Annotated in this window: 17 protein-coding genes; 14 read left to right on the forward strand and 3 right to left on the reverse strand. The window is 70.8% G+C overall.

Annotation, left to right across the window (positions count from 1 at the left end; genetic code table 11):
- Window positions 1-18 precede the first annotated feature (18 nt).
- The 11 genes from ABT034_RS25635 to nuoN are packed head-to-tail and all read left to right on the forward strand — an operon-like array spanning window position 19 to window position 14,124.
- Window positions 19-1,332 carry an NADH-quinone oxidoreductase subunit D gene (locus ABT034_RS25635; RefSeq protein WP_351219059.1) on the forward strand — a complete coding sequence of 438 codons (1,314 nt, stop codon included), beginning with the start codon at window positions 19-21 and terminating at the stop codon, window positions 1,330-1,332.
- On the forward strand, window positions 1,329-2,078 hold the full coding sequence (gene nuoE, locus ABT034_RS25640) for an NADH-quinone oxidoreductase subunit NuoE (protein ID WP_351219061.1): 750 nt from the start codon (window positions 1,329-1,331) through the stop codon (window positions 2,076-2,078). The genes ABT034_RS25635 and nuoE overlap by 4 nt, the downstream gene beginning before the upstream one ends.
- Window positions 2,078-3,427 (forward strand): NADH-quinone oxidoreductase subunit NuoF, encoded by a 1,350-nt coding sequence (nuoF, locus tag ABT034_RS25645; protein ID WP_351219063.1) that lies wholly within the window; start codon window positions 2,078-2,080, stop codon window positions 3,425-3,427. The genes nuoE and nuoF overlap by 1 nt, the downstream gene beginning before the upstream one ends.
- Window positions 3,424-5,907, forward strand: a complete 2,484-nt coding sequence (locus ABT034_RS25650; RefSeq protein ID WP_351219065.1) for an NADH-quinone oxidoreductase subunit G — start codon at window positions 3,424-3,426, stop codon at window positions 5,905-5,907. The genes nuoF and ABT034_RS25650 overlap by 4 nt, the downstream gene beginning before the upstream one ends.
- Window positions 5,904-7,262: an NADH-quinone oxidoreductase subunit NuoH gene (gene nuoH / locus ABT034_RS25655; protein ID WP_351219067.1), complete on the forward strand. Its 1,359-nt coding sequence runs from the start codon at window positions 5,904-5,906 to the stop codon at window positions 7,260-7,262. The genes ABT034_RS25650 and nuoH overlap by 4 nt, the downstream gene beginning before the upstream one ends.
- Window positions 7,237-7,833 carry an NADH-quinone oxidoreductase subunit NuoI gene (nuoI, locus tag ABT034_RS25660; protein ID WP_351219069.1) on the forward strand — a complete coding sequence of 199 codons (597 nt, stop codon included), beginning with the start codon at window positions 7,237-7,239 and terminating at the stop codon, window positions 7,831-7,833. Before nuoH ends, nuoI begins: the two co-directional genes overlap by 26 nt.
- Complete coding sequence (locus tag ABT034_RS25665; protein ID WP_351219071.1) at window positions 7,830-8,657, forward strand: NADH-quinone oxidoreductase subunit J; 828 nt, start codon at window positions 7,830-7,832, stop codon at window positions 8,655-8,657. The genes nuoI and ABT034_RS25665 overlap by 4 nt, the downstream gene beginning before the upstream one ends.
- Window positions 8,654-8,953: an NADH-quinone oxidoreductase subunit NuoK gene (gene nuoK, locus ABT034_RS25670; RefSeq protein ID WP_030214504.1), complete on the forward strand. Its 300-nt coding sequence runs from the start codon at window positions 8,654-8,656 to the stop codon at window positions 8,951-8,953. Before ABT034_RS25665 ends, nuoK begins: the two co-directional genes overlap by 4 nt.
- 10 nt (window positions 8,954-8,963) lie before the next feature.
- Window positions 8,964-10,859 carry an NADH-quinone oxidoreductase subunit L gene (gene nuoL / locus ABT034_RS25675; RefSeq protein WP_351219073.1) on the forward strand — a complete coding sequence of 632 codons (1,896 nt, stop codon included), beginning with the start codon at window positions 8,964-8,966 and terminating at the stop codon, window positions 10,857-10,859.
- 5 nt (window positions 10,860-10,864) lie between these two features.
- Entirely contained in the window at window positions 10,865-12,466 is a 1,602-nt protein-coding gene (locus tag ABT034_RS25680; protein WP_351219075.1) for an NADH-quinone oxidoreductase subunit M, read from the forward strand.
- On the forward strand, window positions 12,463-14,124 hold the full coding sequence (gene nuoN / locus ABT034_RS25685; protein ID WP_351219077.1) for an NADH-quinone oxidoreductase subunit NuoN: 1,662 nt from the start codon (window positions 12,463-12,465) through the stop codon (window positions 14,122-14,124). The genes ABT034_RS25680 and nuoN overlap by 4 nt, the downstream gene beginning before the upstream one ends.
- Window positions 14,125-14,188: 64 nt before the next feature.
- Here nuoN and ABT034_RS25690 read toward each other — a convergent pair whose 3' ends face one another.
- Window positions 14,189-14,749 carry a hypothetical protein gene (locus ABT034_RS25690; protein ID WP_351219079.1) on the reverse strand — a complete coding sequence of 187 codons (561 nt, stop codon included), beginning with the start codon at window positions 14,747-14,749 and terminating at the stop codon, window positions 14,189-14,191.
- A gap of 273 nt (window positions 14,750-15,022) precedes the next feature.
- Between ABT034_RS25690 and ABT034_RS25695 the strand changes: the two genes are divergently transcribed.
- Both ABT034_RS25695 and ABT034_RS25700 read left to right on the forward strand, forming a co-directional pair.
- A complete protein-coding gene (locus tag ABT034_RS25695; protein WP_351219081.1) occupies window positions 15,023-15,943 on the forward strand; it encodes a helix-turn-helix transcriptional regulator in 921 nt (306 codons plus the stop codon).
- Between the two features lie 44 nt (window positions 15,944-15,987).
- Window positions 15,988-16,806, forward strand: a complete 819-nt coding sequence (locus tag ABT034_RS25700) for a dioxygenase family protein (RefSeq protein ID WP_351219115.1) — start codon at window positions 15,988-15,990, stop codon at window positions 16,804-16,806.
- Here ABT034_RS25700 and fahA read toward each other — a convergent pair.
- Window positions 16,803-18,029: a fumarylacetoacetase gene (gene fahA / locus ABT034_RS25705; RefSeq protein ID WP_351219083.1), complete on the reverse strand. Its 1,227-nt coding sequence runs from the start codon at window positions 18,027-18,029 to the stop codon at window positions 16,803-16,805. The two genes, ABT034_RS25700 and fahA, sit on opposite strands and share 4 nt — an antisense overlap.
- Before the next feature lie 289 nt (window positions 18,030-18,318).
- On the opposite strand from fahA, the gene ABT034_RS25710 reads away from it, so the two are divergent.
- Window positions 18,319-19,662 (forward strand): peptidase, encoded by a 1,344-nt coding sequence (locus ABT034_RS25710; RefSeq protein WP_351219085.1) that lies wholly within the window; start codon window positions 18,319-18,321, stop codon window positions 19,660-19,662.
- A gap of 30 nt (window positions 19,663-19,692) precedes the next feature.
- Here the strand turns inward: ABT034_RS25710 and ABT034_RS25715 are convergent, their stop codons facing one another.
- Window positions 19,693-21,690 (reverse strand): CocE/NonD family hydrolase, encoded by a 1,998-nt coding sequence (locus ABT034_RS25715; RefSeq protein ID WP_351219117.1) that lies wholly within the window; start codon window positions 21,688-21,690, stop codon window positions 19,693-19,695.
- Window positions 21,691-21,697 lie beyond the last annotated feature (7 nt).

The raw sequence follows: 21,697 nt of genomic DNA on the forward strand, positions 1-21,697 counted from the left end.
CCCTCCGGGAGGCCCCAATTGAACGCGTCTCCCCGCGAGACGACAGAAGGCGCCGTCTACACGGTGACCGGCGGCGACTGGGAAGAGGTCGTCCAGTCCGCCGCCAAGGCCGACGACGAACGCATCATCGTCAACATGGGCCCCCAGCACCCGTCCACCCACGGCGTGCTCCGGCTCATCCTGGAGATCGACGGCGAGACCGTCACCGAGGCCCGCTGCGGCATCGGCTACCTCCACACCGGCATCGAGAAGAACCTCGAGTACCGGACCTGGACGCAGGGCACCACCTTCGTCACGCGCATGGACTACCTCACCTCGTTCTACAACGAGACGGCGTACTGCCTCGGCGTGGAGAAGCTGCTCGGCATCACCGACCAGATCCCGGACCGGGCCAGCGTCATCCGGGTGCTCCTCATGGAGCTCAACCGGCTCTCCTCCCACCTGGTGTGCATCGCCACCGGCGGCATGGAGCTCGGCGCCACCACGATCATGATCTACGGCTTCCGGGACCGCGAGATGATCCTGGACCTGTACGAGCTGATCACCGGGCTGCGCATGAACCACGCGTTCATCCGCCCCGGCGGCCTCGCCCAGGACCTCCCGCCCGGCGCCGTCGACGCCGTGCGCGAGTTCGTGAAGACCATGAAGAAGAACCTGCCGGAGTACGACAAGCTCGCCACCGGCAACCCCATCTTCAAGGCCCGCATGCAGGACGTCGGCTACCTCGACCTCACCGGCTGCATGGCCCTCGGCGCCACCGGACCGATCCTGCGCTCCGCGGGCCTCCCGCACGACCTGCGCAAGACCGACCCGTACTGCGGCTACGAGGACTACGAGTTCGACGTCCCGACCGCCGACACCTGCGACTCCTACGGACGCTTCCTCGTCCGCCTGGAGGAGATGCGGCAGTCCCTCCGGATCGTCGAGCAGTGCCTCGACCGGCTGGAGCCGGGCGACGTCATGGTCGGCGACAAGAAGATCGCCTGGCCCGCGCAGCTCGCGCTCGGCGCCGACGGCCTCGGCAACTCGACCGACCACATCGCGAAGATCATGGGCACCTCCATGGAAGCCCTGATCCACCACTTCAAGCTGGTCACCGAGGGCTTCCGGGTCCCCGCCGGGCAGGCCTACGCGGCCGTCGAGTCACCCAAGGGCGAACTCGGCGTGCACGTCGTATCGGACGGCGGCACGCGTCCCTTCCGGGTCCACTTCCGCGATCCGTCCTTCACCAACCTCCAGGCCATGGCAGCGATGTGCGAGGGCGGCCAGGTCGCCGACGTCATCGTCGCCGTCGCCTCCATCGACCCCGTGATGGGAGGCGTCGACCGATGACCGACCAGATCAGCCTGGGCATGCCCCAGCTCCCCGCCCCCGCCTACCCGGCCGAGGTCCACGCCCGGCTGGCCGCCGACGCCGAAGCGATCATCGCCCGCTACCCGGACTCCCGCTCCGCGCTCCTCCCGATGCTGCACCTCGTGCAGTCGGAGGAGGGCCACGTCACCCGTACCGGCATGCAGTTCTGCGCCGACCTCCTCGGCCTCACCACCGCCGAGGTCACCGCCGTCGCCACCTTCTACACGATGTACCGGCGCAAGCCCTCCGGCGACTACCAGGTCGGCGTCTGCACCAACACGCTCTGCGCGGTCATGGGCGGCGACGCCATCTTCGAGGAGCTCAAGGCCCACCTCGGCGTCGGAAACGACGGGGACAACGACACGACTGCGGACGGCACGATCACCCTCGAACACATCGAGTGCAACGCCGCCTGCGACTTCGCGCCCGTCGTGATGGTCAACTGGGAGTTCTTCGACAACCAGACCCCCGAGTCCGCCAAGAAGATGGTGGACGACCTGCGGGCCGGCCGGACCGTCGAACCCACCCGCGGCGCCCCGCTCTGCACCTTCAAGGAGACCGCCCGCATCCTCGCCGGCTTCCCCGACGAGCGCCCCGGCGCCGTCGAGGCCACCGGCGGCGCGGGCCCCGCCTCCCTCGTCGGCCTGCGCCTGGCCAAGGGCGAGAACCCGTCCCACCGAATCGTCCACCCGCGCGGTGAGTCCTCCGGTCAGGAGGGGAAGTGATGACCTTGGCCGCCGAGATCAACAACAGCAGCCCCGAGAAGCTCCTCTCGCCCGTCCTCTCGGCCTTCTGGGACCAGCCCGACTCCTGGACCCTGGAGACCTACGAGCGGCACGACGGCTACCGCGGCCTCAGGCGGGCCCTCGCGATGAGCCCCGACGACCTCATCGCGTACGTCAAGGAATCCGGCCTCCGCGGACGCGGCGGCGCCGGCTTCCCCACCGGCATGAAGTGGCAGTTCATCCCGCAGGGCGACGGCAAGCCGCACTACCTCGTCGTCAACGCCGACGAGTCCGAGCCCGGCACCTGCAAGGACATCCCGCTCCTCTTCGCCAACCCGCACTCCCTCATCGAAGGCATCGTGATCGCCTGCTACGCGATCCGCTCCAACCATGCCTTCATCTATCTGCGCGGCGAGGTCGTCCCCGTCCTGCGCCGCCTCCACGAGGCCGTCCGCGAGGCCTACGCGGCCGGCTACCTCGGCACCGACATCCTCGGCAGCGGACTCGACCTCGAACTCACCGTCCACGCCGGCGCCGGCGCGTACATCTGCGGTGAGGAGACCGCGCTGCTCGACTCGCTCGAAGGACGCCGCGGCCAGCCCCGGCTGCGACCCCCCTTCCCCGCGGTCGCCGGTCTGTACGCCTGCCCCACTGTCGTGAACAACGTCGAGTCCATCGCGTCCGTTCCCGCGATCCTCCAGCGCGGCAAGGAATGGTTCACGTCCATGGGCAGCGAGAAGTCCCCGGGCTTCACGCTGTACTCGCTCAGCGGGCACGTCACCTCACCCGGCCAGTACGAGGCGCCCCTCGGGATCACCCTGCGCCAGCTCCTCGACATGAGCGGCGGCATGCGCGCCGGCCACCGCCTCAAGTTCTGGACCCCCGGCGGCTCCTCCACCCCCATGTTCACCGACGAGCACCTCGACGTGCCCCTCGACTACGAGGGCGTCGGCGCCGCCGGATCCATGCTCGGCACCAAGGCACTCCAGTGCTTCGACGAGACCACCTGTGTCGTCCGGGCCGTCACCCGCTGGACCGAGTTCTACGCCCACGAGTCCTGCGGCAAGTGCACCCCCTGCCGCGAAGGCACCTACTGGCTCGTCCAGTTGCTCCGCGACATCGAGGCCGGACGAGGACAGATGTCCGACCTCGACAAGCTCAACGACATCGCCGACAACATCAACGGCAAGTCGTTCTGCGCCCTCGGCGACGGCGCCGCCTCGCCGATCTTCTCCTCGCTCAAGTACTTCCGCGAGGAGTACGAGCAGCACATCACCGGCCGGGGCTGCCCCTTCGACCCCGCCAAGTCGACCGCCTGGGCGGACAACCACAAGGAGGTGACCGCATGACCGTCATCGCGTCCACCCCCAGCGGCGGCGGCAGCGCGCCCGTCCCGCCCGAGGACCTCGTCACGCTGACCATCGACGGCGCCGAGATCTCCGTCCCCAAGGGGACGCTCGTCATCCGCGCCGCCGAACAGCTCGGCATCGAGATCCCGCGCTTCTGCGACCACCCGCTCCTCGACCCCGCGGGCGCCTGCCGCCAGTGCATCGTCGAGGTCGAGGGCCAGCGCAAGCCGATGGCCTCCTGCACCATCACCTGCACCGACGGCATGGTGGTGAAGTCGCAGCTGACCAGCCCGGTCGCCGAGAAGGCCCAGCACGGCGTGATGGAGCTGCTGCTCATCAACCACCCGCTGGACTGCCCGGTCTGCGACAAGGGCGGCGAGTGCCCCCTGCAGAACCAGGCCATGTCCCACGGGCAGTCCGAGTCCCGCTTCGAAGGCGTCAAGCGGACCTACGAGAAGCCGATCCCGCTCTCCACCCAGGTGCTGCTCGACCGCGAGCGGTGCGTGCTCTGCGCCCGCTGCACCCGCTTCTCCAACCAGGTCGCCGGCGACCCGATGATCGAACTGGTCGAGCGCGGCGCCCTCCAGCAGGTCGGCACCGGCGTCGGCGACCCCTTCGAGTCGTACTTCTCCGGCAACACCATCCAGATCTGCCCGGTCGGCGCCCTCACCTCGGCCGCCTACCGCTTCCGCTCCCGCCCCTTCGACCTGGTGTCCTCGCCTTCGGTGTGCGAGCAGTGCGCGGGCGGCTGCGCCACCCGCACCGACCACCGGCGCGGCAAGGTCATGCGGCGGCTCGCCGCCGACGACCCGGAGGTCAACGAGGAGTGGATCTGCGACAAGGGCCGCTTCGGCTTCCGGTACGCGCAGCAGCGCGACCGGCTCACCACCCCGCTCGTCCGGAACCCCGACACCGGTGAGCTGGAGACGGCGTCCTGGCCGGAGGCCTTGGAGGCCGCCGCCCGCGGCCTCGTCCGCGGCCGCACCGGCGTCCTCACCGGAGGCAGGCTCACCGTCGAGGACTCCTACGCGTACGCCAAGTTCGCCCGGGTCGCCCTCGACACCAACGACGTCGACTTCCGGGCCCGGATCCACTCCGGCGAGGAGGCCGACTTCCTGGCCTCCGCCGTCGCCGGACGCGGCCGCGACCTGGACGGCACGGGGATCACGTACACCTCGCTCGAAGCCGCCCCGGCCGTCCTCCTCGTCGGTCTCGAGGCCGAGGAGGAGGCGCCCGGCGTCTTCCTGCGGCTCCGGAAGGCCTGGCGGAAGAAGGGCCAGCGGACGTACGCGGTCGCCGCCTACGCCACCCGGGGCCTGGAGAAGACCGGCGGCACCCTGCTGCCCGCCGCCCCCGGCACCGAGACCGAGTGGCTCGACGCGCTCACCTCCCGGGTCGGCCTGGAGGGCGACGGACTCGCCGCCGCCGAGGCCCTCCGGCAGGAAGGCGCCGTCCTCGTCGTCGGCGAGCGCCTCGCCGGCGTCCCCGGCGCCCTCACCGCCGCCCTGCGCACCTCGGCCGCCACCGGCGCCCGGCTCGTGTGGATCCCGCGCCGCTCCGGCGAACGCGGAGCCGTCGAGGCCGGGGCGCTCCCGGCGCTGCTGCCCGGCGGCCGGCCCGCGACCCACCCCCGCGCGCGTGAGGAGGTCGCGGCCGCCTGGGGCGTCCGCGAACTCCCGCTCCGTTACGGGCGCGACACCGGCCAGATGATCGAGGCCGCCGGCACCGGCGAACTCGGCGCCCTGCTCGTCGCGGGCGTCGAGGTCGCGGACCTGCCCGACCCGGCACGCGCGCGTGAAGCCCTCGAAGCGGCCTTCGTGGTCTCCCTGGAGCTGCGGCCCAGCGAGGTCACCGCGCGCGCCGACGTCGTCCTGCCGGTCGCCGCCGTCGCCGAGAAGTCCGGCACCTTCCTCAACTGGGAGGGCAGGGCCCGGCTCTTCGAGGCCGCGCTCAAGCCCGAGCAGATGACCCGGCCCGTCGCCCCCGGGGACGCGCGCGTGCTCCACATGCTCGCCGACGCCCTCGACGTCCACCTGGCGCTGCCCGACCTCAGGGCCGTACGGCGGGAGCTGGACCGGCTCGGCGGCTGGACCGAGGAGCGGGCCTCCGAGCCCGTCGAACCCGGCCAGGCCGCGCCCCGCGCCGGGGACGGCGAGGCCGTCCTCGCCGGACACCGGCTCCTGCTCGACCTGGGCCGGCTCCAGGAGGGCGACACCGCCCTCGCCGGCACCCGGCACGCGGCCGTCGCCCGGCTCTCCGCCGCCACCGCCGCCGACACCGGCGTCAAGGACGGCGACGTCCTGGAGGTCACCGGCCCCGCCGGCTCGGTCGCCTTCCCGCTCCAGGTCACCGAGATGCCCGACCGGGTCGTCTGGGTCCCGCTGAACTCGGCGGGCCGGGGCGTCCTCTCCGACACCGGCGCCCACCCCGGCGACCTGGTCCGCATCGGCGCGGCCACCACGACGGAGGTCCAGGCATGAACACCCTCGCCGCCGAAGACCTGTCCATGTTCGGCACGGACCCCTGGTGGCTCGTCCTGATCAAGGCCGTCTTCTGCTTCGCCTTCCTGATGATCACCGTGCTCTTCTCCATCGTGTGGGAGCGCAAGGTCGTCGCCTGGATGCAGCTGCGCGTCGGCCCCAACCGGCACGGCCCCTGGGGCCTCCTCCAGTCCCTCGCGGACGGCATCAAGCTGATGCTCAAGGAGGACGTGATCGTCAAGAAGGCCGACAAGGTCGTCTACGTCCTCGCCCCGATCGTCGCCGCGATCCCCGCGTTCATGGCGATCGCCGTGATCCCCTTCGGCCCGGCGGGCAACGAGGTCTCGATCTTCGGCCACCGCACCGCGATGCAGCTCACCGACCTGCCGATCGCGATGCTGTACGTCCTCGCCGTCGCCTCCGTCGGCATCTACGGCATCGTCCTCGCCGGCTGGTCGTCCGGCTCCACGTACCCGCTGCTCGGCGGCCTGCGCTCGTGCGCGCAGATGATCTCGTACGAGATCGCCATGGGCGCGGCCTTCGCCTCCGTCTTCCTCTACTCCGGGTCGATGTCGACCTCGGCGATCGTCGAGGCGCAGGCGGACCGCTGGTTCGTGATCCTGCTGCCGGTGTCGTTCATCATCTACATCGTCACGATGGTCGGCGAGACGAACCGCGCCCCGTTCGACATGCCGGAGTCCGAGGGCGACCTCGTCGGCGGTTTCAACACCGAGTACTCGTCCATCAAGTTCGCGATGTTCATGCTCGCCGAGTACGTGAACATGGTGACGGTCTCGGCCGTGTCGGTGACCCTCTTCCTGGGCGGCTGGCGGGCCCCGTACCCGGTCTCCACCTTCTGGGAGGGCGCCAACCACGGCTGGTGGCCCATGCTCTGGTTCGTCCTCAAGGTGCAACTGCTGCTCTTCTTCTTCATCTGGCTCCGCGGCACCCTGCCCCGCGTCCGCTACGACCAGCTGATGAAGCTCGGCTGGAAGGTCCTCATCCCGGTCTCCCTGGTCTGGCTCATGCTGGTCGCCACCGTCCGGGCGCTGCGGAACGAGAACATCGCCTTCACCAACGTCGTCCTGTACGTGGCGGGAGCCGTCCTCGGACTGCTGCTGCTCTCCTTCGTCGTCGACGTCTTCCGCGACCGGAAGGCGAAGGCGGAAGCGGCCGGGCCCGCCGAGGAGCCCGCCTTCGACCCGATGGCCGGCGGCTTCCCCGTACCGCCCAAGCCCGGACAGTCCCTGCCGACCGTGCCCCGGCGCGGGCCGCGGCGGGACCGGGACCTCGTTGTCAGTGGCGCCCCCGATACTGCTACTGCGAGTGATGGAAAGGAGACGGACGGTGTCTGACTTCCAGAATCCGGTGGCCGGCTTCGGCGTGACCTTCAAGGCCATGTTCAAGAAGCGGCTGACGGAGCAGTACCCGGAGCAGCAGAAGACGACGGCGCCCCGCTTCCACGGCCGGCACCAGCTCAACCGTCACCCCGACGGTCTGGAGAAGTGCGTCGGCTGCGAGCTGTGCGCCTGGGCCTGCCCCGCCGACGCCATCTACGTGGAGGGCGCGGAGAACACGGACGAGGAGCGCTACTCGCCCGGCGAGCGCTACGGCCGCGTCTACCAGATCAACTACGCCCGCTGCATCCTGTGCGGGCTGTGCATCGAGGCCTGCCCCACGCGGGCGCTGACGATGACCAACGAGTTCGAACTGGCCGACTCCTCCCGCGCGAACCTGATCTACACCAAGGAGCAGCTCCTCGCGGGACTCGAGGACACCATGGTCGACACCCCGCACGCGATCTTCCCCGGCATGACCGAGCAGGACTACTACCTGGGTCTCGTCGAGAAGGCCGCGCCCGACACCGTCCGTCAGGTCGCCGTGTCCAAGGGGGAGACGGGCGAAGAGGAGGAGGTGGACGCATGAGCGCGAACCTCGCCGCCTACACCACGTCCAGTGGTGAGGCCTTCCAGTTCTGGGTCCTCGGCACCGTCGCCGTCATCGGCGCCCTGTGCACGATCCTGATGAGGCGGGCCGTCCACTCGGCGCTCTGCCTCGCCGGAACCATGATCATCCTGGCGGTCTTCTACCTGGCCAACGGGGCGTACTTCCTCGGCATCGTCCAGATCGTCGTCTACACCGGCGCGATCATGATGCTCTTCCTCTTCGTCGTCATGCTGGTCGGAGTCACGGCCGCGGACTCGCTGAAGGAGACCCTCAAGGGCCAGCGCTGGTGGGCCGTCACCTGCGGTCTCGGCTTCGGCATCCTGCTCGCCGCCGGCATCGGGAACGCGTCCCTGACGGAGTTCGCCGGCCTCGGCGCCGCCAACAGCGCGCACGGCGGGAACGTCGAGGGCCTCGCCGCCCTCATCTTCACCAAGTACGTCTTCGCGTTCGAGATGACCGGCGCGCTCCTCATCACCGCCGCCGTCGGCGCGATGGTGCTCACCCACCGCGAGCGCACCGAGCGGGCCCGCACCCAGCGCGAGCTCTCCGAGCAGCGCGTACGCGAAGGCAAGCACCTGCCGCCCCTCCCGGCGCCCGGCGTCTACGCCCGGCACAACGCCGTGGACATCGCGGGACTGCTGCCCGACGGCACCCCGGCGGAGCTCACCGTCATGCAGACCCTGCGCAAGCGGGGCCAGATCCGGGACGTGTCCACCGAGGCCCTCGCCGACCTCAAGGCCCTTGAGCAGCGCTCCGAGGAGCGGCTCGGCCGGGACCGGGACGAAGAGGAGGCCACCCGGTGAACCCCGTCAACTACCTGTACCTCGCCGCCCTGCTGTTCACCATCGGCGCGGCCGGGGTGCTGATCCGGCGCAACGCGATCGTGGTCTTCATGTGCGTCGAGCTGATGCTCAACGCCTGCAACCTCGCGTTCGTCGCCTTCTCCCGCATGCACGGAAACCTCGACGGCCAGATCATCGCCTTCTTCACGATGGTCGTCGCCGCCGCGGAGGTCGTCGTCGGGCTCGCGATCATCGTGTCCGTCTTCCGTGCCCGCCACTCGGCCTCGGTCGACGACGCAAGCCTGATGAAGCTGTGAGGGGCTGACCGTGGAACATCTCATCGCTCTGCTCGTCGGGGCACCCCTGCTCGGCGCGGCCGTCCTGCTCTGCGGCGGACGGCGCCTCGACAGGGTCGGGCACTGGATCGGCACGCTGCTCGCGGCCGTCTCCTTCGCCCTCGGCCTGGTCCTCTTCGCCGACATGCTCGGCAAGGGCGCCGAGGACCGCGCCCTGCACCAGCGGCTCTTCTCCTGGATCCCCGTCGAGGGCTTCCAGGCGGACATCGCCTTCCAGCTCGACCAGCTCTCGATGACGTTCGTCCTGCTGATCAGCGGGGTCGGCACGCTCATCCACGTGTACTCCATCGGGTACATGGAGCACGACGAGCGCCGCCGCCGCTTCTTCGGCTACCTCAACCTGTTCGTCGCGGCGATGCTTTTGCTCGTCCTCGCCGACAACTACCTGCTCCTGTACTTCGGCTGGGAGGGCGTCGGCCTCGCCTCGTACCTCCTGATCGGCTTCTGGCAGCACAAGCCCAGCGCGGCCACCGCCGCGAAGAAGGCCTTCCTGGTCAACCGGGTCGGCGACATGGGCCTCTCCATCGCCATCATGATCATGTTCACCACCTTCGGCACCTTCGCCTTCGGGCCGGTGCTCGGAGCGGCGGACACGACCTCCCAGGGCACCATGACCGCGATCGGTCTGATGCTGCTCCTCGCCGCCTGCGGCAAGTCGGCCCAGGTGCCGCTGCAGTCCTGGCTCGGGGACGCCATGGAGGGCCCGACCCCGGTCTCGGCCCTCATCCACGCGGCCACGATGGTGACCGCCGGTGTCTACCTGATCGTCCGCTCCGCGAACATCTTCAACGCGGCCCCGGACGCGCAGACCGTGGTCGTCGTGGTCGGCGCCGTCACGCTCCTCTTCGGTGCGATCGTCGGTTGCGCCAAGGACGACATCAAGAAGGCCCTCGCCGGCTCGACGATGTCGCAGATCGGATACATGATCCTGGCGGCCGGACTCGGCCCCATCGGCTACGTCTTCGCGATCATGCACCTGGTGACGCACGGCTTCTTCAAGGCCGGGCTGTTCCTCGGCGCCGGCTCGGTCATGCACGGCATGAACGACGAGGTCGACATGCGGAAGTACGGTGGCCTGCGGAAGTACATGCCGGTCACCTTCATCACCTTCGGCCTCGGCTACCTCGCGATCATCGGCTTCCCCGGCCTGTCCGGCTTCTTCTCCAAGGACATGATCATCGAGGCGGCCTTCGCCAAGGGCGGCACCCAGGGCTGGATCCTCGGCTCCGTCACCCTGCTCGGCGCGGCCATCACCGCGTACTACATGACCCGCGTGATGCTCATGACCTTCTTCGGCGAGAAGCGCTGGCAGGCCGACGCCGACGGCCATGAGCCGCAGCCGCACGAGTCGCCCAAGTCCATGACGATCCCCATGATCCTGCTGGCCTTCGGGTCGGTCTTCGCGGGCGGGATCTTCGGCGTCGGCGACCGGTTCGTGCACTGGCTGGAGCCCGTCACCGGCTACGCCCACGGCCACCCGCCGATCAGCGCCGCCGCCGTCACCTCCGCCACCGTGGCCGTCATGGTCATCGGCGTCGGCCTCGCCTACCTCCAGTACGGGCGCAAGCCCGTCCCGGTCGTCGCCCCGCGCGGCTCGCTCCTCACCCGGGCCGCCCGCCGCGACCTCCTCCAGGACGACCTCAACCACGCCGTCTTCGTCCGCGGCGGCACCCACCTGACCCGCTCGCTCGTCTACGTCGACCACTCCCTGGTCGACGGCGTGGTCAACGGCACCGCCGCATCCGTCGGCGGCCTCTCCGGCCGGCTGCGCAAGCTGCAGAACGGCTACGCCCGCTCGTACGCGGTCTCCATGTTCGGAGGTACTGCGGTGCTGATCGCCGCGACCCTGCTGATGAGGGCGGTGTAACTCCCATGTCTGCAATCAACACAGGCTTCCCGCTCCTTACGGTGACAGCGGCGGTTCCGGCGATCGGTGCGATCCTCACCGCCGCCGTCCCCGCCGCCCGCAGCACCGCCGCCAAATGGCTGGCGCTGCTCGTCTCCCTCGCCACGCTCGTGCTCGCCGCCGTCGTCTTCGTACGGTTCGAGCCCGGCGGCGAGCGGTACCAGCTGACCGAATCACACGCCTGGATCAAGGACTTCGGCGTCCGCTACGAGCTCGGCGTCGACGGCATCGGGGTGGCGCTGATCGCGCTCACCGCGCTGCTCATCCCCTTCGTGATCCTCGCCGGCTGGCACGACGCCGACCCCCTGGAGACCACCTCCAAGCGCTGGCGTCCGACGCAGGGCTTCTTCGCCCTGATCCTCATGGTCGAGGCGATGGTGATCCTCTCCTTCGAGGCCACCGACGTCTTCCTCTTCTACATCCTGTTCGAAGCCATGCTCATCCCGATGTACTTCCTCATCGGCGGCTTCGGCGACCGCGCCCACGCGGGCTCCGACGAGAACGCGGCGGCCCAGCGCTCCTACGCGGCGGTCAAGTTCCTCCTCTACAACCTGGCCGGCGGCCTGATCATGCTGGCCGCCGTCATTGGCCTCTACGTGGTCGCGGGGAACTTCTCGCTCACGGAGATCGCCGCGGCCCGGGCCAACGGCTCCCTGGAGATGGCGACCAGCACCGAGCGCTGGCTGTTCCTCGGCTTCTTCCTCGCCTTCGCGGTGAAGGCCCCGCTCTGGCCGCTGCACACCTGGCTGCCGAACGCGATGGGGGAGGCGACCGCCCCGGTCGCCGTCCTCATCACCGCCGTCGTCGACAAGGTCGGCACCTTCGCGATGCTCCGCTTCTGCCTCGGGCTCTTCCCCGAAGCGAGCAAGTGGGCCACCCCCGCGATCATCGTCCTCGCCCTCATCAGCATCGTGTACGGGGCGCTGCTCGCGGTCGGCCAGCGGGACATCAAGCGCCTGGTGGCGTACGCCTCGATCTCGCACTTCGGCTTCATCATCCTGGGCATCTTCGCGATGACCAGCCAGGGCCAGTCCGGCGCCACGCTCTACATGGTCAACCACGGCATCTCGACGGCCGCCCTGATGCTCGTCGCCGGATTCCTGATCTCCCGGCGCGGCTCGCGGCTCATCGCCGACTACGGCGGGGTGCAGAAGGTCGCCCCGGTGCTCGCCGGCACCTTCCTGATCGGCGGCCTCGCCACCCTGTCGCTGCCCGGACTCGCCCCGTTCGTCAGCGAGTTCCTGGTCCTGGTCGGCACCTACGCCCGCTACCCGGTGGCCGGGATCATCGCCACCACCGGCATCGTCCTCGCCGCGCTCTACACCCTCGTCCTGTACCAGCGGACGATGACCGGTCCGGTGAAGGAGGAGGTGCGCTCGCTGCCCGACCTGCGGGCGCGTGAACTGGCGGTGGTCGTCCCGCTGATCGCCGTCCTGATCTTCCTCGGGGTCTTCCCGAAGCCGCTCACGGACGTCGTCAACCCGGCGGTGCGGCACACCATGTCCGACGTACAGCAGAAGGACCCGCAGCCAGCTGTGCCTGTCCAGAACGCGGAGGCAGCCAAGTGAGCACATCCGCCGTCGCATCCTCTGTCCACACCCTGTGGACGACCGCTGCGGATCCGCTGACCAAGATCGAGACGCCGCACATCGAGTACACCCAGCTTTCACCCGTACTCATCGTCATCGGCGCGGCGATCCTCAGCGTCCTCGTCGAGGCCTTCGTGCCCCGCAAGGCCCGCTACCACAGCCAGCTGTTCCTCAGCGTGGTGGCGCTCGTCGCCGCCTTCGCCGCGATCGTCGGCCTGGCCGCCGGCGGCTACGGCTCCACCAAGGCCCACATCGCGGCCATGGGCGCCATCGCCGTCGACGGACCCGCCCTCTTCCTCCAGGGCACCATTCTCCTCGCCTCGATCGTCGCGATCTTCACCTTCGCCGAGCGCAGGCTCGACCCGGCCGACCACGGCCACAAGGTCGACTCCTTCGCCGCCGAGGCCGCCGCCGTCCCCGGCAGCGACCAGGAGAAGGCCGCGGTCAAGGCCGGCTTCACCACCACCGAGGTCTTCCCCCTCGCCCTGTTCGCCATCGCCGGCATGATGGTCTTCCCGGCCGCCAACGACCTCCTGACGCTCTTCGTCGCCCTGGAGGTCTTCTCCCTCCCGCTGTACCTGCTCTGCGCCGTCGCCCGCCGCAAGCGGCTGATGTCGCAGGAGGCGGCCGTCAAGTACTTCCTGCTCGGCGCGTTCTCCTCGGCCTTCCTGCTCTTCGGGATCGCCCTGCTCTACGGCTACGCGGGCTCCGTCTCGTACGCCACCATCGCCGACGTCGTCGACGGCTCGGTCACCGCCGTCAACCCGGCGCTCGCCGACACCATGGGCAACGACGCACTGCTGCTCATCGGCTTCGCCATGGTCCTGATGGGGCTCCTCTTCAAGGTCGGCGCCGTGCCGTTCCACATGTGGACCCCCGACGTCTACCAGGGCGCCCCGACCCCCGTCACCGGCTTCATGGCCGCCGCGACCAAGGTCGCCGCGTTCGGCGCGCTGCTCCGCCTGCTGTACGTGGTGCTGCCCGGCCTCACCTGGGACTGGCGGCCCGTCATGTGGGGCGTCGCCATCGTCACCATGCTGGGCGGCGCGATCGTCGCCATCACCCAGACCGACATCAAGCGGCTCCTCGCGTACTCGTCCATCGCGCACGCGGGCTTCCTGCTCGCCGGTGTCATCGCGGCCACCCCGAGCGGCATCTCGTCGGTCCTGTTCTACCTGGGCGCGTACTCCTTCGTGACGATCGGCGCGTTCGCGGTCGTCACCCTGGTGCGGGACGCGGGCGGGGAGGCGACGCACCTGTCCAAGTGGGCCGGTCTCGGCCGCCGTTCACCGCTCGTCGCCGCGGTCTTCGCGGTCTTCCTGCTCGCCTTCGCCGGCATCCCGCTGACCTCCGGGTTCTCGGGCAAGTTCGCGGTCTTCAAGGCGGCGGCCGACGGCGGCGCGGGAGTCCTCGTCGTGGTCGGCGTGATCTCCTCGGCGATCGCCGCGTTCTTCTACATCCGGGTGATCGTGCTCATGTTCTTCAGCGAGCCGAAGGCGGACGGCCCGACGGTCGCCGTGCCCTCGGCCCTGACGACCGTCGCGATCATGGCGGGCGTGGCGGTCACGCTGGTGCTCGGCGTCGCACCGCAGTACTTCCTGGACCTGGCGAACCAGGCGAGCGTGTTCGTGCGGTAGCGCTTCCCGTACGACACCGAGGGCCCGGTCTCCGTCGCTGGAGGCCGGGCCCTTCGTCGTACTCCTACGCCTTCGGGTGGTCCTCAGGGCAGGGGGTGCAGTGCACCCGCGGGTTGTACGGGGTGAAGACACCCTTCGGGTTCTTCTTGTAGATCCACGCGTGCAGCGAGTAGTGGGGTCCGACGGGCGCGAAGTCGAACGGTCCGTCGAAGCCCCGGTCGAAGAGCCGCGGCCTGGGCAGGTTCCCGTTCGGGTCGGGGACGACCCACTCGACCGCGACCAGCTCGCGCTTGCCGGTCTTGTCGTCCTCCTCGTACAACATTGCGGCGGGCCTCCTCGGATCCGTCGAGCCGATGTTCGCCGGATTCACGTAGTGGTAGCCCATACCGCCGAGCTCCGGGTCCTCGACGCACTCGTCGGTGCGCAGGAAACCGTCGTCGATGGCCCTCTGCTCCGACCTGTACTTCACCGTGGCGTCGTACGTCTTCTTGAGGTCCGGGTGCGGGAAGTCGGTGACCGGCTTCGCGACGGGGGCGGCCGAGACCGCCGGGGCGGCCCCCATGGCCAGTGCGGCGGTGGCGGCCAGGGCCAGCGCGGTTATGAAGGGGCGGGGTCGTGCGGACATGTGGGTCTGCTCCTCGGGAGGGGGCGCCCCGGTGCGGGGCGCCAGGTGTGGGCGGGCTCTCCCCTGCTCCCGCCACCTCCAGCAGCATCGGCCCGCCCACCCCGCCCCGCACCCGGGACTGGCCCAGAGGGGTGGACACGTGGCGTGACCAGGATCTTCCTGCTGCCGCCGCCGCTCCCCGCCGAGTCGCCCTGTGCTGCTGACACGGCGCGACGGTCGTGGCATCGTGGAGGCGCCGAATGGTCTGTACCAGCTGTCGGAGGTGGCGGGGGCATGCGCGGTACCACGGTCCTTCCCGGCACGGCCGCTGCCGTTCCCCGGCAGGGGGAACCGCCGGTGCACCGCCTGGAAGTACGGCTCCCGGACCAAGTGCCCTTCGCCGCCGGAGGGTTCGACGCCATGGGGCCGCTGTCCCGAGCCGCCACCCCGCACCGGCACACCTTCTACGAGATCGTGCACGTCGTCGAGGGGAGCGGGACACACGTGCTCGACCTGGAGCGGTACCAGGTGCGTCCGCCGCAGTGGGGGGTGATCCTGCCAGGGCAGGTGCACCACTGGGAGGGCGTGCGGGGCCTCGAAGGGTCGCTCGTGCTGTTCACTCCCGAATTCCTGGTCGGCGGGGCCCGGGACGAGGAACTGCTGCGCCGGCTGGGAGAGCGGCCCTGGGTGGACCTCGACGCCGCCACGCACGAACGCACGGGCCGGCTGATGGCGGAGCTCGCCGAGGAGTACCGGTACGGGGCTGACGGGTTCGCCGGGGTGCTGCGGTCCCTGCTCCACGTACTCCTTGTGCGGGCCGCCCGGCTGCCCGGAGGCGTCGCCCGGCCGACACCCGTCCGGGGGGTCGCCGAGGAGTTCGTACGGCTCGCCGGACGGTCCGCGGCCGACGGACTGTCCGTACGGCGATGTGCCGGCCTCCTCGGCGTCACCCCCGGCCACCTCGCGGAGGCCGTCCGGGCCGCCACCGGGCGCACCCCCGCCGCTCTGCTGCGCGAGGCCCGGACCCGCGAGGCCCAGCGGCTGCTCGTCAGCACCGACCTGACGGTCCGGCAGGTCGCGTCCCGGGTCGGCTTCGGTGACCCCGCGTACTTCTGCCGCTTCTTCCGGCGTGAGACGGGACGGAGCCCCGGGGACTTCCGAAAACACCACGACCGCCGTGATCCGTCCCTCGAAGGCGGCGGCGTGCCCGCCTAGGTTCGTTGCCGACCCCAGCGCCCCCACGAGGAGCAGGCATGGACATGGAGAACGAGACCAGCACCGGGCACGTCACCCGGAAGACCGTGCTGCGGGCCGCGCTCGCGGCCGGCATGGCGGCGCCCGCCGTGCTCATGGGCGTACCGGCACTCGCCCGTACCCTCACCGTCGGCGAGGCGGCGCCCGCCCTCACCCCCGAGTGCGACGACGGTGACGACCCCACCCCGCCGCAGACAGAAGGCCCCTACTTCAAGCCCCGCTCACCTCAGCGGACCAGCCTCCTGGAGGCCGGCACCGTCGGCGTACGGCTGACCGTCAGCGGCTACGTCTTCGGGCTCGCCTGCCGGCCGATGGCGGGCGTCCTGCTCGACTTCTGGCAGGCCGACGTCAACGGCGCGTACGACAACACCGGATTCCGTTTCCGCGGCCACCAGTTCACCGACTCCCGGGGCGCCTTCGCGCTCACCACGATCGTGCCCGGCCTCTACCCGGGCCGCACCCGGCACATCCACGTCAAGGTGCAGGCCCCCGGCCGCCCGGTGCTCACCACCCAGCTGTACTTCCCCGGCGAACCCCGCAACAACACCGACAGCATCTTCGACCCGCGGCTGCTCATGGCCGTGCGGGACGCGGGCGGCGCCAGGGAGGCCGCCTTCGACTTCGTCCTGAACGTGCCGCAGGACCCCGGCCCGAGCCCCACCCCGACCACCCCGCCGCCCGGGGGCAGCTGGACGGCCGGGACCGCCTACCGGGCGGGGGACAGGGTCACGTACGGCGGGCCGGGCTATGTGTGCCTCCAGGCGCACACGGCCCAGGCCGGCTGGGAGCCGCCGAACGTTCCCGCGCTCTGGCGGCTCTCCTAGGCCGAGGGAACGATCCGGCCCCTGACCTCGCCCAGCGCCACGCGGGTGCCGTCAGGGCCGGGGGCCCAGGCCGTCAGGACGACCTCGTCGCCGTCCTCCAGGAACGTCCGCTTGCCACCGGCCAGTTCGAGCGCGTCCCGGCCGTTCCAGGTGAGCTCCAGGAGCGAACCGCGCTGGTTCGCCTCGGGCCCCGAGACCGTCCCGGAGCCGTACAGGTCACCCGTGCGCAGCGAGGCGCCGTTCACCGTCATGTGCGCGAGCTGCTGCGCCGCCGTCCAGTACATGGAGGAGAACGGCGGCTCCGCCACCACCTCGCCGTTGATCTCCACCGTGATCCGCACGTCGAAGCCGCCCGGCTCCTCCTCGGCCGCGTCGTCCAGATACGGCAGGAGGGGGAAATCGCGGGCCGGGGGCGCGGTCCTGGCCGCGTCCAGGGCCTCGAGAGGTGTCACCCACGCCGAAACCGAGGTCTGGAACGACTTGCCGAGGAACGGGCCGAGCGGCACGTACTCCCAGGCCTGCACGTCCCGCGCCGACCAGTCGTTGAGCAGCGTCAGACCGAAGACGTGCTCCCGGAAGTCGGCGAGCGCGACCGGCCTGCCCAGCTCCGACGGGGCGCCGACGAGGAAGCCGACCTCCGCCTCGATGTCCAGCTTGACCGAGGGCCCGAAGACCGGGGCCGCGTCCGTGGGCGCCTTCCGCTGCCCGGAGGGGCGTACGACATCGGTCCCCGACACCACGACCGTGCCCGCGCGACCGTGGTAACCGATCGGCAGGTGCTTCCAGTTCGGGGTCAGCGCGTCGCCGTCGGGGCGGAAGATCCGGCCCACGTTCGTCGCGTGGTGCTCGCTCGCGTAGAAGTCGACGTAGTCCGCGACCTCGTACGGCAGGTGCAGCGTCACCCCGTCCAGTGGGTGCAGCAGCGGCTCGACGTCCGCCCGGTGCGCCGGCACCGTCACCCAGGCCGTGAGCGCCCGGCGCACGTCACGCCAGGCGGTCCGCCCGGCCGCGAGGAGCGGGTTCAGGCTCGGCTGCGCGAGGAGCGCCGCGTACGGGGAGCCGAGCGCGTGCGCCGCGGCACCCGCGTCCAGCACGTGCCCGCCGATCCGGACGCCGAGCCGGCGCCGGTCGGGCTCGTCGGCGGTGGAGAAGACGCCGTACGGGAGGTTGTGCGGGCCGAAGGGATCGCCCTCGGCCAGGTCGAGCGGGCTGTGCTCGGACATCGGTACGTGCCTCGCTTTCCAGGTGTGTGGAGGACACGTTACGGGTCGGGCCGCCGGGCGCGGATGACATGGATCACAGAGAAAGTGCGGCCTCCGTGGGCAACTGTCCGGCTTCACGTGGTTTAGGTACCGGGTGGGGTCGGGGCCCGGTCCGGAGCTGCGAAAACGGGTCTCCCGCGGGGGCGTTCACGGCCATACGATCTCGGTGGTAGCGCGCCGCGTGAAGTCGCCGCTGGCGCGCGCCGCACTTTCTTTCCTTTCACCCTGACCAGGAAAAAGGTCCCGCACTGTGAAGATTCGTCGCATTCTCGCGACCGCCGTGGCCGCCGCCGTGACCACCCCGGTCGTGTTCCTCTCCGCCACGCCGGCGTTCGCCGACACCAAGCCGTCTTCGGCGTCGACGCAGAAGCCCACGTCGAACGAGGACCCCAAGGACGAGACGCCCTCGCTTGAGGAGCTGAAGGCCGCGGTCGCGCTGGCGCAGAAGGCGTTCGACGAGGCCGAGGCCGACGTCGCCAAGGCCCTGGCCGGCCTGGAAGCCCGCGACAAGCCCGACCACCCTCTCAGGGTCGCGGTCACCGAGGCCAAGACGGCCGCCGACGCCGCCGCGGCGGCCAAGACCGCCGCCGACGCGGCGCTCGCCACGGCCGTGCAGGCCGAGAAGGACCTCCTCCCCGAGGCCACCGAGGAGGAGAAGACGGCCGCCGCCGCTGCCGTCACCGCGGCCAAGGCGACCGCCGACGAGGCGGCCACCGCCAAGACCGCCGCCGACGAGAAGCTCAGCAAGGCCTCCAAGGCCCTGGCCGACGACAGCGTCGCCGCGTTCCAGGTGCTCGCCCTCGCCCAGAAGGTGCAGAAGGCCGCCGCCAAGGACCTCGCCGAGGCCAAGGAGGAGCTGAAGTTCTTCGAGGAGATCGGCGGGGACTGCAAGGAGGACCCCTCCCTCAAGCTCGCGCTGAGCGGTCCGAAGACGCTCACCGCCGGCCAGTCCGCCGTCTTCTCGCTGCGGTTCACCAACACCTCCGACCGCACCCTGGACACCGTCGCCGCCTTCGTCGACGCGATGCAGTCCGGCGACGACGAAGAGGTCATCGACGAGGAGTCGGACGTCGCCGACCGGCTCATCCCCATCGAGTGGTCGTCCCCGGACGTCCTCGAGTGGACCCCGATCACCGAGGAGTTCGACTCCATCGAGGTCGGCAAGCTCGCCAAGGGCGCCAGCTACGACGTGAAGGTGCGTCTCACGGTCGCCGCCGACGCCCCCGCCGGTGAGGGTGCGGCCTTCGCCTACGCCGGGTACGAGAACAACGACGGCTCGTGCGGCCTGGGCGGCTTCTCGGAGGCCTACTTCGACATCGCCGCCGCCAAGGGCGACAAGCCGAAGCCGACGCCGGAGCCGACCCCGTCGGAGACGACCGCGACGCCCACCCCGGCGCCGACCGCCTCCACCGGTGGCAACAGCAACACCACCCAGCAGGGCGGCTCGTCCCGCACCCCGGTGAACGGCTCCCTCGCCGAGACCGGTGCGAACGACAACGTGACGCAGATCGGCCTCGCGGCCGGCGCGGCCGTCGTCCTCGGCGCGGGCGCGCTGTTCGTCGCCCGCCGCCGCAAGGCCGGCGCGAGCGCGTAAGTCCTCCGGATCCCCCGTACGGCGCGGCTCTCAGCCCGCCGTGCGGGGGATCCGCTTTTCCCACGTCCGGTGGAAGACGACCTCCGAGCCCTCCTTGCACACCACCTCGTTCGTGGTGAGGAAGGAGTTCGCGTCGCAGGTGATCTCCGAGCGGGTGTCCACCGTGACGTCCCAGGCGTCCTCCGGCCGGTGCAGCCGGATCGCCCACTCCGAGCGCGTCCGGGCGGACAGGGGCCCGCTCTCGTCGATCGTGTACGTCTCCACGGCGTCCTCGGAGAACTCCAGGCCGTCCGGGTACACGCGCGTACCGCCGTATCTCGGGTCGACCTCCAGGGTCCACTCGCCCTTCGCGACGTCCCTGACCACCAGCCGCTCCGGGCGGGGCTCCTCCAGGGTGGCCGGATAGGACACGCCCAGGGGCTCGGACTGCTCCGGCTCCTCCCAGGTGACGGCGTCCTCGGTGGGGCGGCGGACCGGCAGGGTGAGGGAGGAGCCCGCCGGGTCGAGGGTGAAGCCCGCCGCGTCCGGCTGGGGCCAGATCCACGGCCAGTACGTGGACGAGACGGCGAGGCGGACCCGGTGGCCCGGCGGGAAGCTGTGCCCGATGCCGTTCAGTTCGAGGACGAAGCTCTCCGTCTCGCCGATCTGGGCCTCCACGGCCCGGTCGCGGCCGTAGCGGGCGGAGAAGTTCAGCGCGCCCCGGGTGACGAGGGTGGAGGAGCCGTCCGGGGCGATGTCGCAGAGCCGGGCGACGACCTGCCCGGTCGGGGCGGCCGTGCGCAGGGCGAGGCTCACCGACGGGCGGCCGAGGATCTCGATCGCGGGACCGTCCTCCGGGACGGCGAAGTCGAAGCAGGCCGAGTGGGCGTCCTCGTCGCGCTGGTCGGGCGGCAGGTCGGCCTCGTTGCCGAAGGGGAAGAAGCGGCCCGCGTCGAGGCCCGTCTGCTGGGGCGAGTCGACGACGACGGGGGCGCCCTGGAAGGCGTACGTGACGGGGGAGACGTTCGGCGAGGGCCAGGCGGGGTCGGCGACCCAGCGGCCCGGCAGCTCCTCGTACACCGTGGCCGGGAGGTGCGACTCGCTGATCCAGGAGCGGAGCAGCGGCTCGGCCATGACGTCGTTCTCGACGCCCTTGAGGTGGTGGTCCCACCAGCGGAGGGTCTCCTGGAGGAAGCCGATCGCGGGGCCGGGCGGAAGGCCGCGGTCCGGGTACTGGTGGGACCAGGGGCCGATGATGCCGCGCACCCGGTCCTGGGGGAGGTGCTGGGCGAGCCGCAGGACGGTGTCCCGGTACGGGTCGTGCCAGCCGCCGACGGCGAGGACGGCGGCCCCGATCGCGGAGTAGTCCTCGCAGACGCTGCCGTGCTGCCAGTAGGCGTCCCGGGTCTGGTGGGCGAGCCAGGTGTGGACGAAGGGTTCCACGGCCTCCAGGCGGTCCAGCCACATCGGGCGCCACTCCTCGCCCACGTACCGGGGGTCGGGCGGGCGGCAGACGAAGGCGAGCATGGTGGCGGCCCAGGCGTGCATGTCGACGGCGAGGACGGAGCCGCCCATGTAGTGGACGTCGTTGTCGTAGCGGTCGTCGGTGGAGCAGACGGTCACGATCGCCTTGAGCGGTTCGGGGGCGAGGGCGGCGATCTGGAGCGAGTTGAAGCCGCCCCAGGAGATGCCGAACATGCCGACCTTCCCGGTGCACCAGGGCTGCTCGGCGAGCCAGTTCACGACGGCCACGCCGTCCGCGAGCTCGACCGGGTCGTACTCGTCGCCGGGCAGGCCCTCGCTGTTGCCGTGGCCGCGGACGTCGACGCGCACGGAGGCGTAACCGTGGCCCGCGTACCAGGGGTGGCGCTGCCAGTCGCGGGGCGCGGTCCAGTCGGTGAGGCGGTAGGGCAGGTACTCCAGGAGGGCCGGTACGGGCTCCTCGGTGAGCGGGCGCCACACGCGCGCGTACAGCCTCGTCCCGTCCGGCAGCGGGATCCGGACGTCCTCGTGCCGGGTCTCGTACGGGAAGTCGGTACGGATCTTCATCTCGGAC

The sequence above is a fragment of the Streptomyces sp. NPDC002773 genome (genome assembly GCF_040295605.1).
GTDB lineage: Bacteria > Actinomycetota > Actinomycetes > Streptomycetales > Streptomycetaceae > Streptomyces.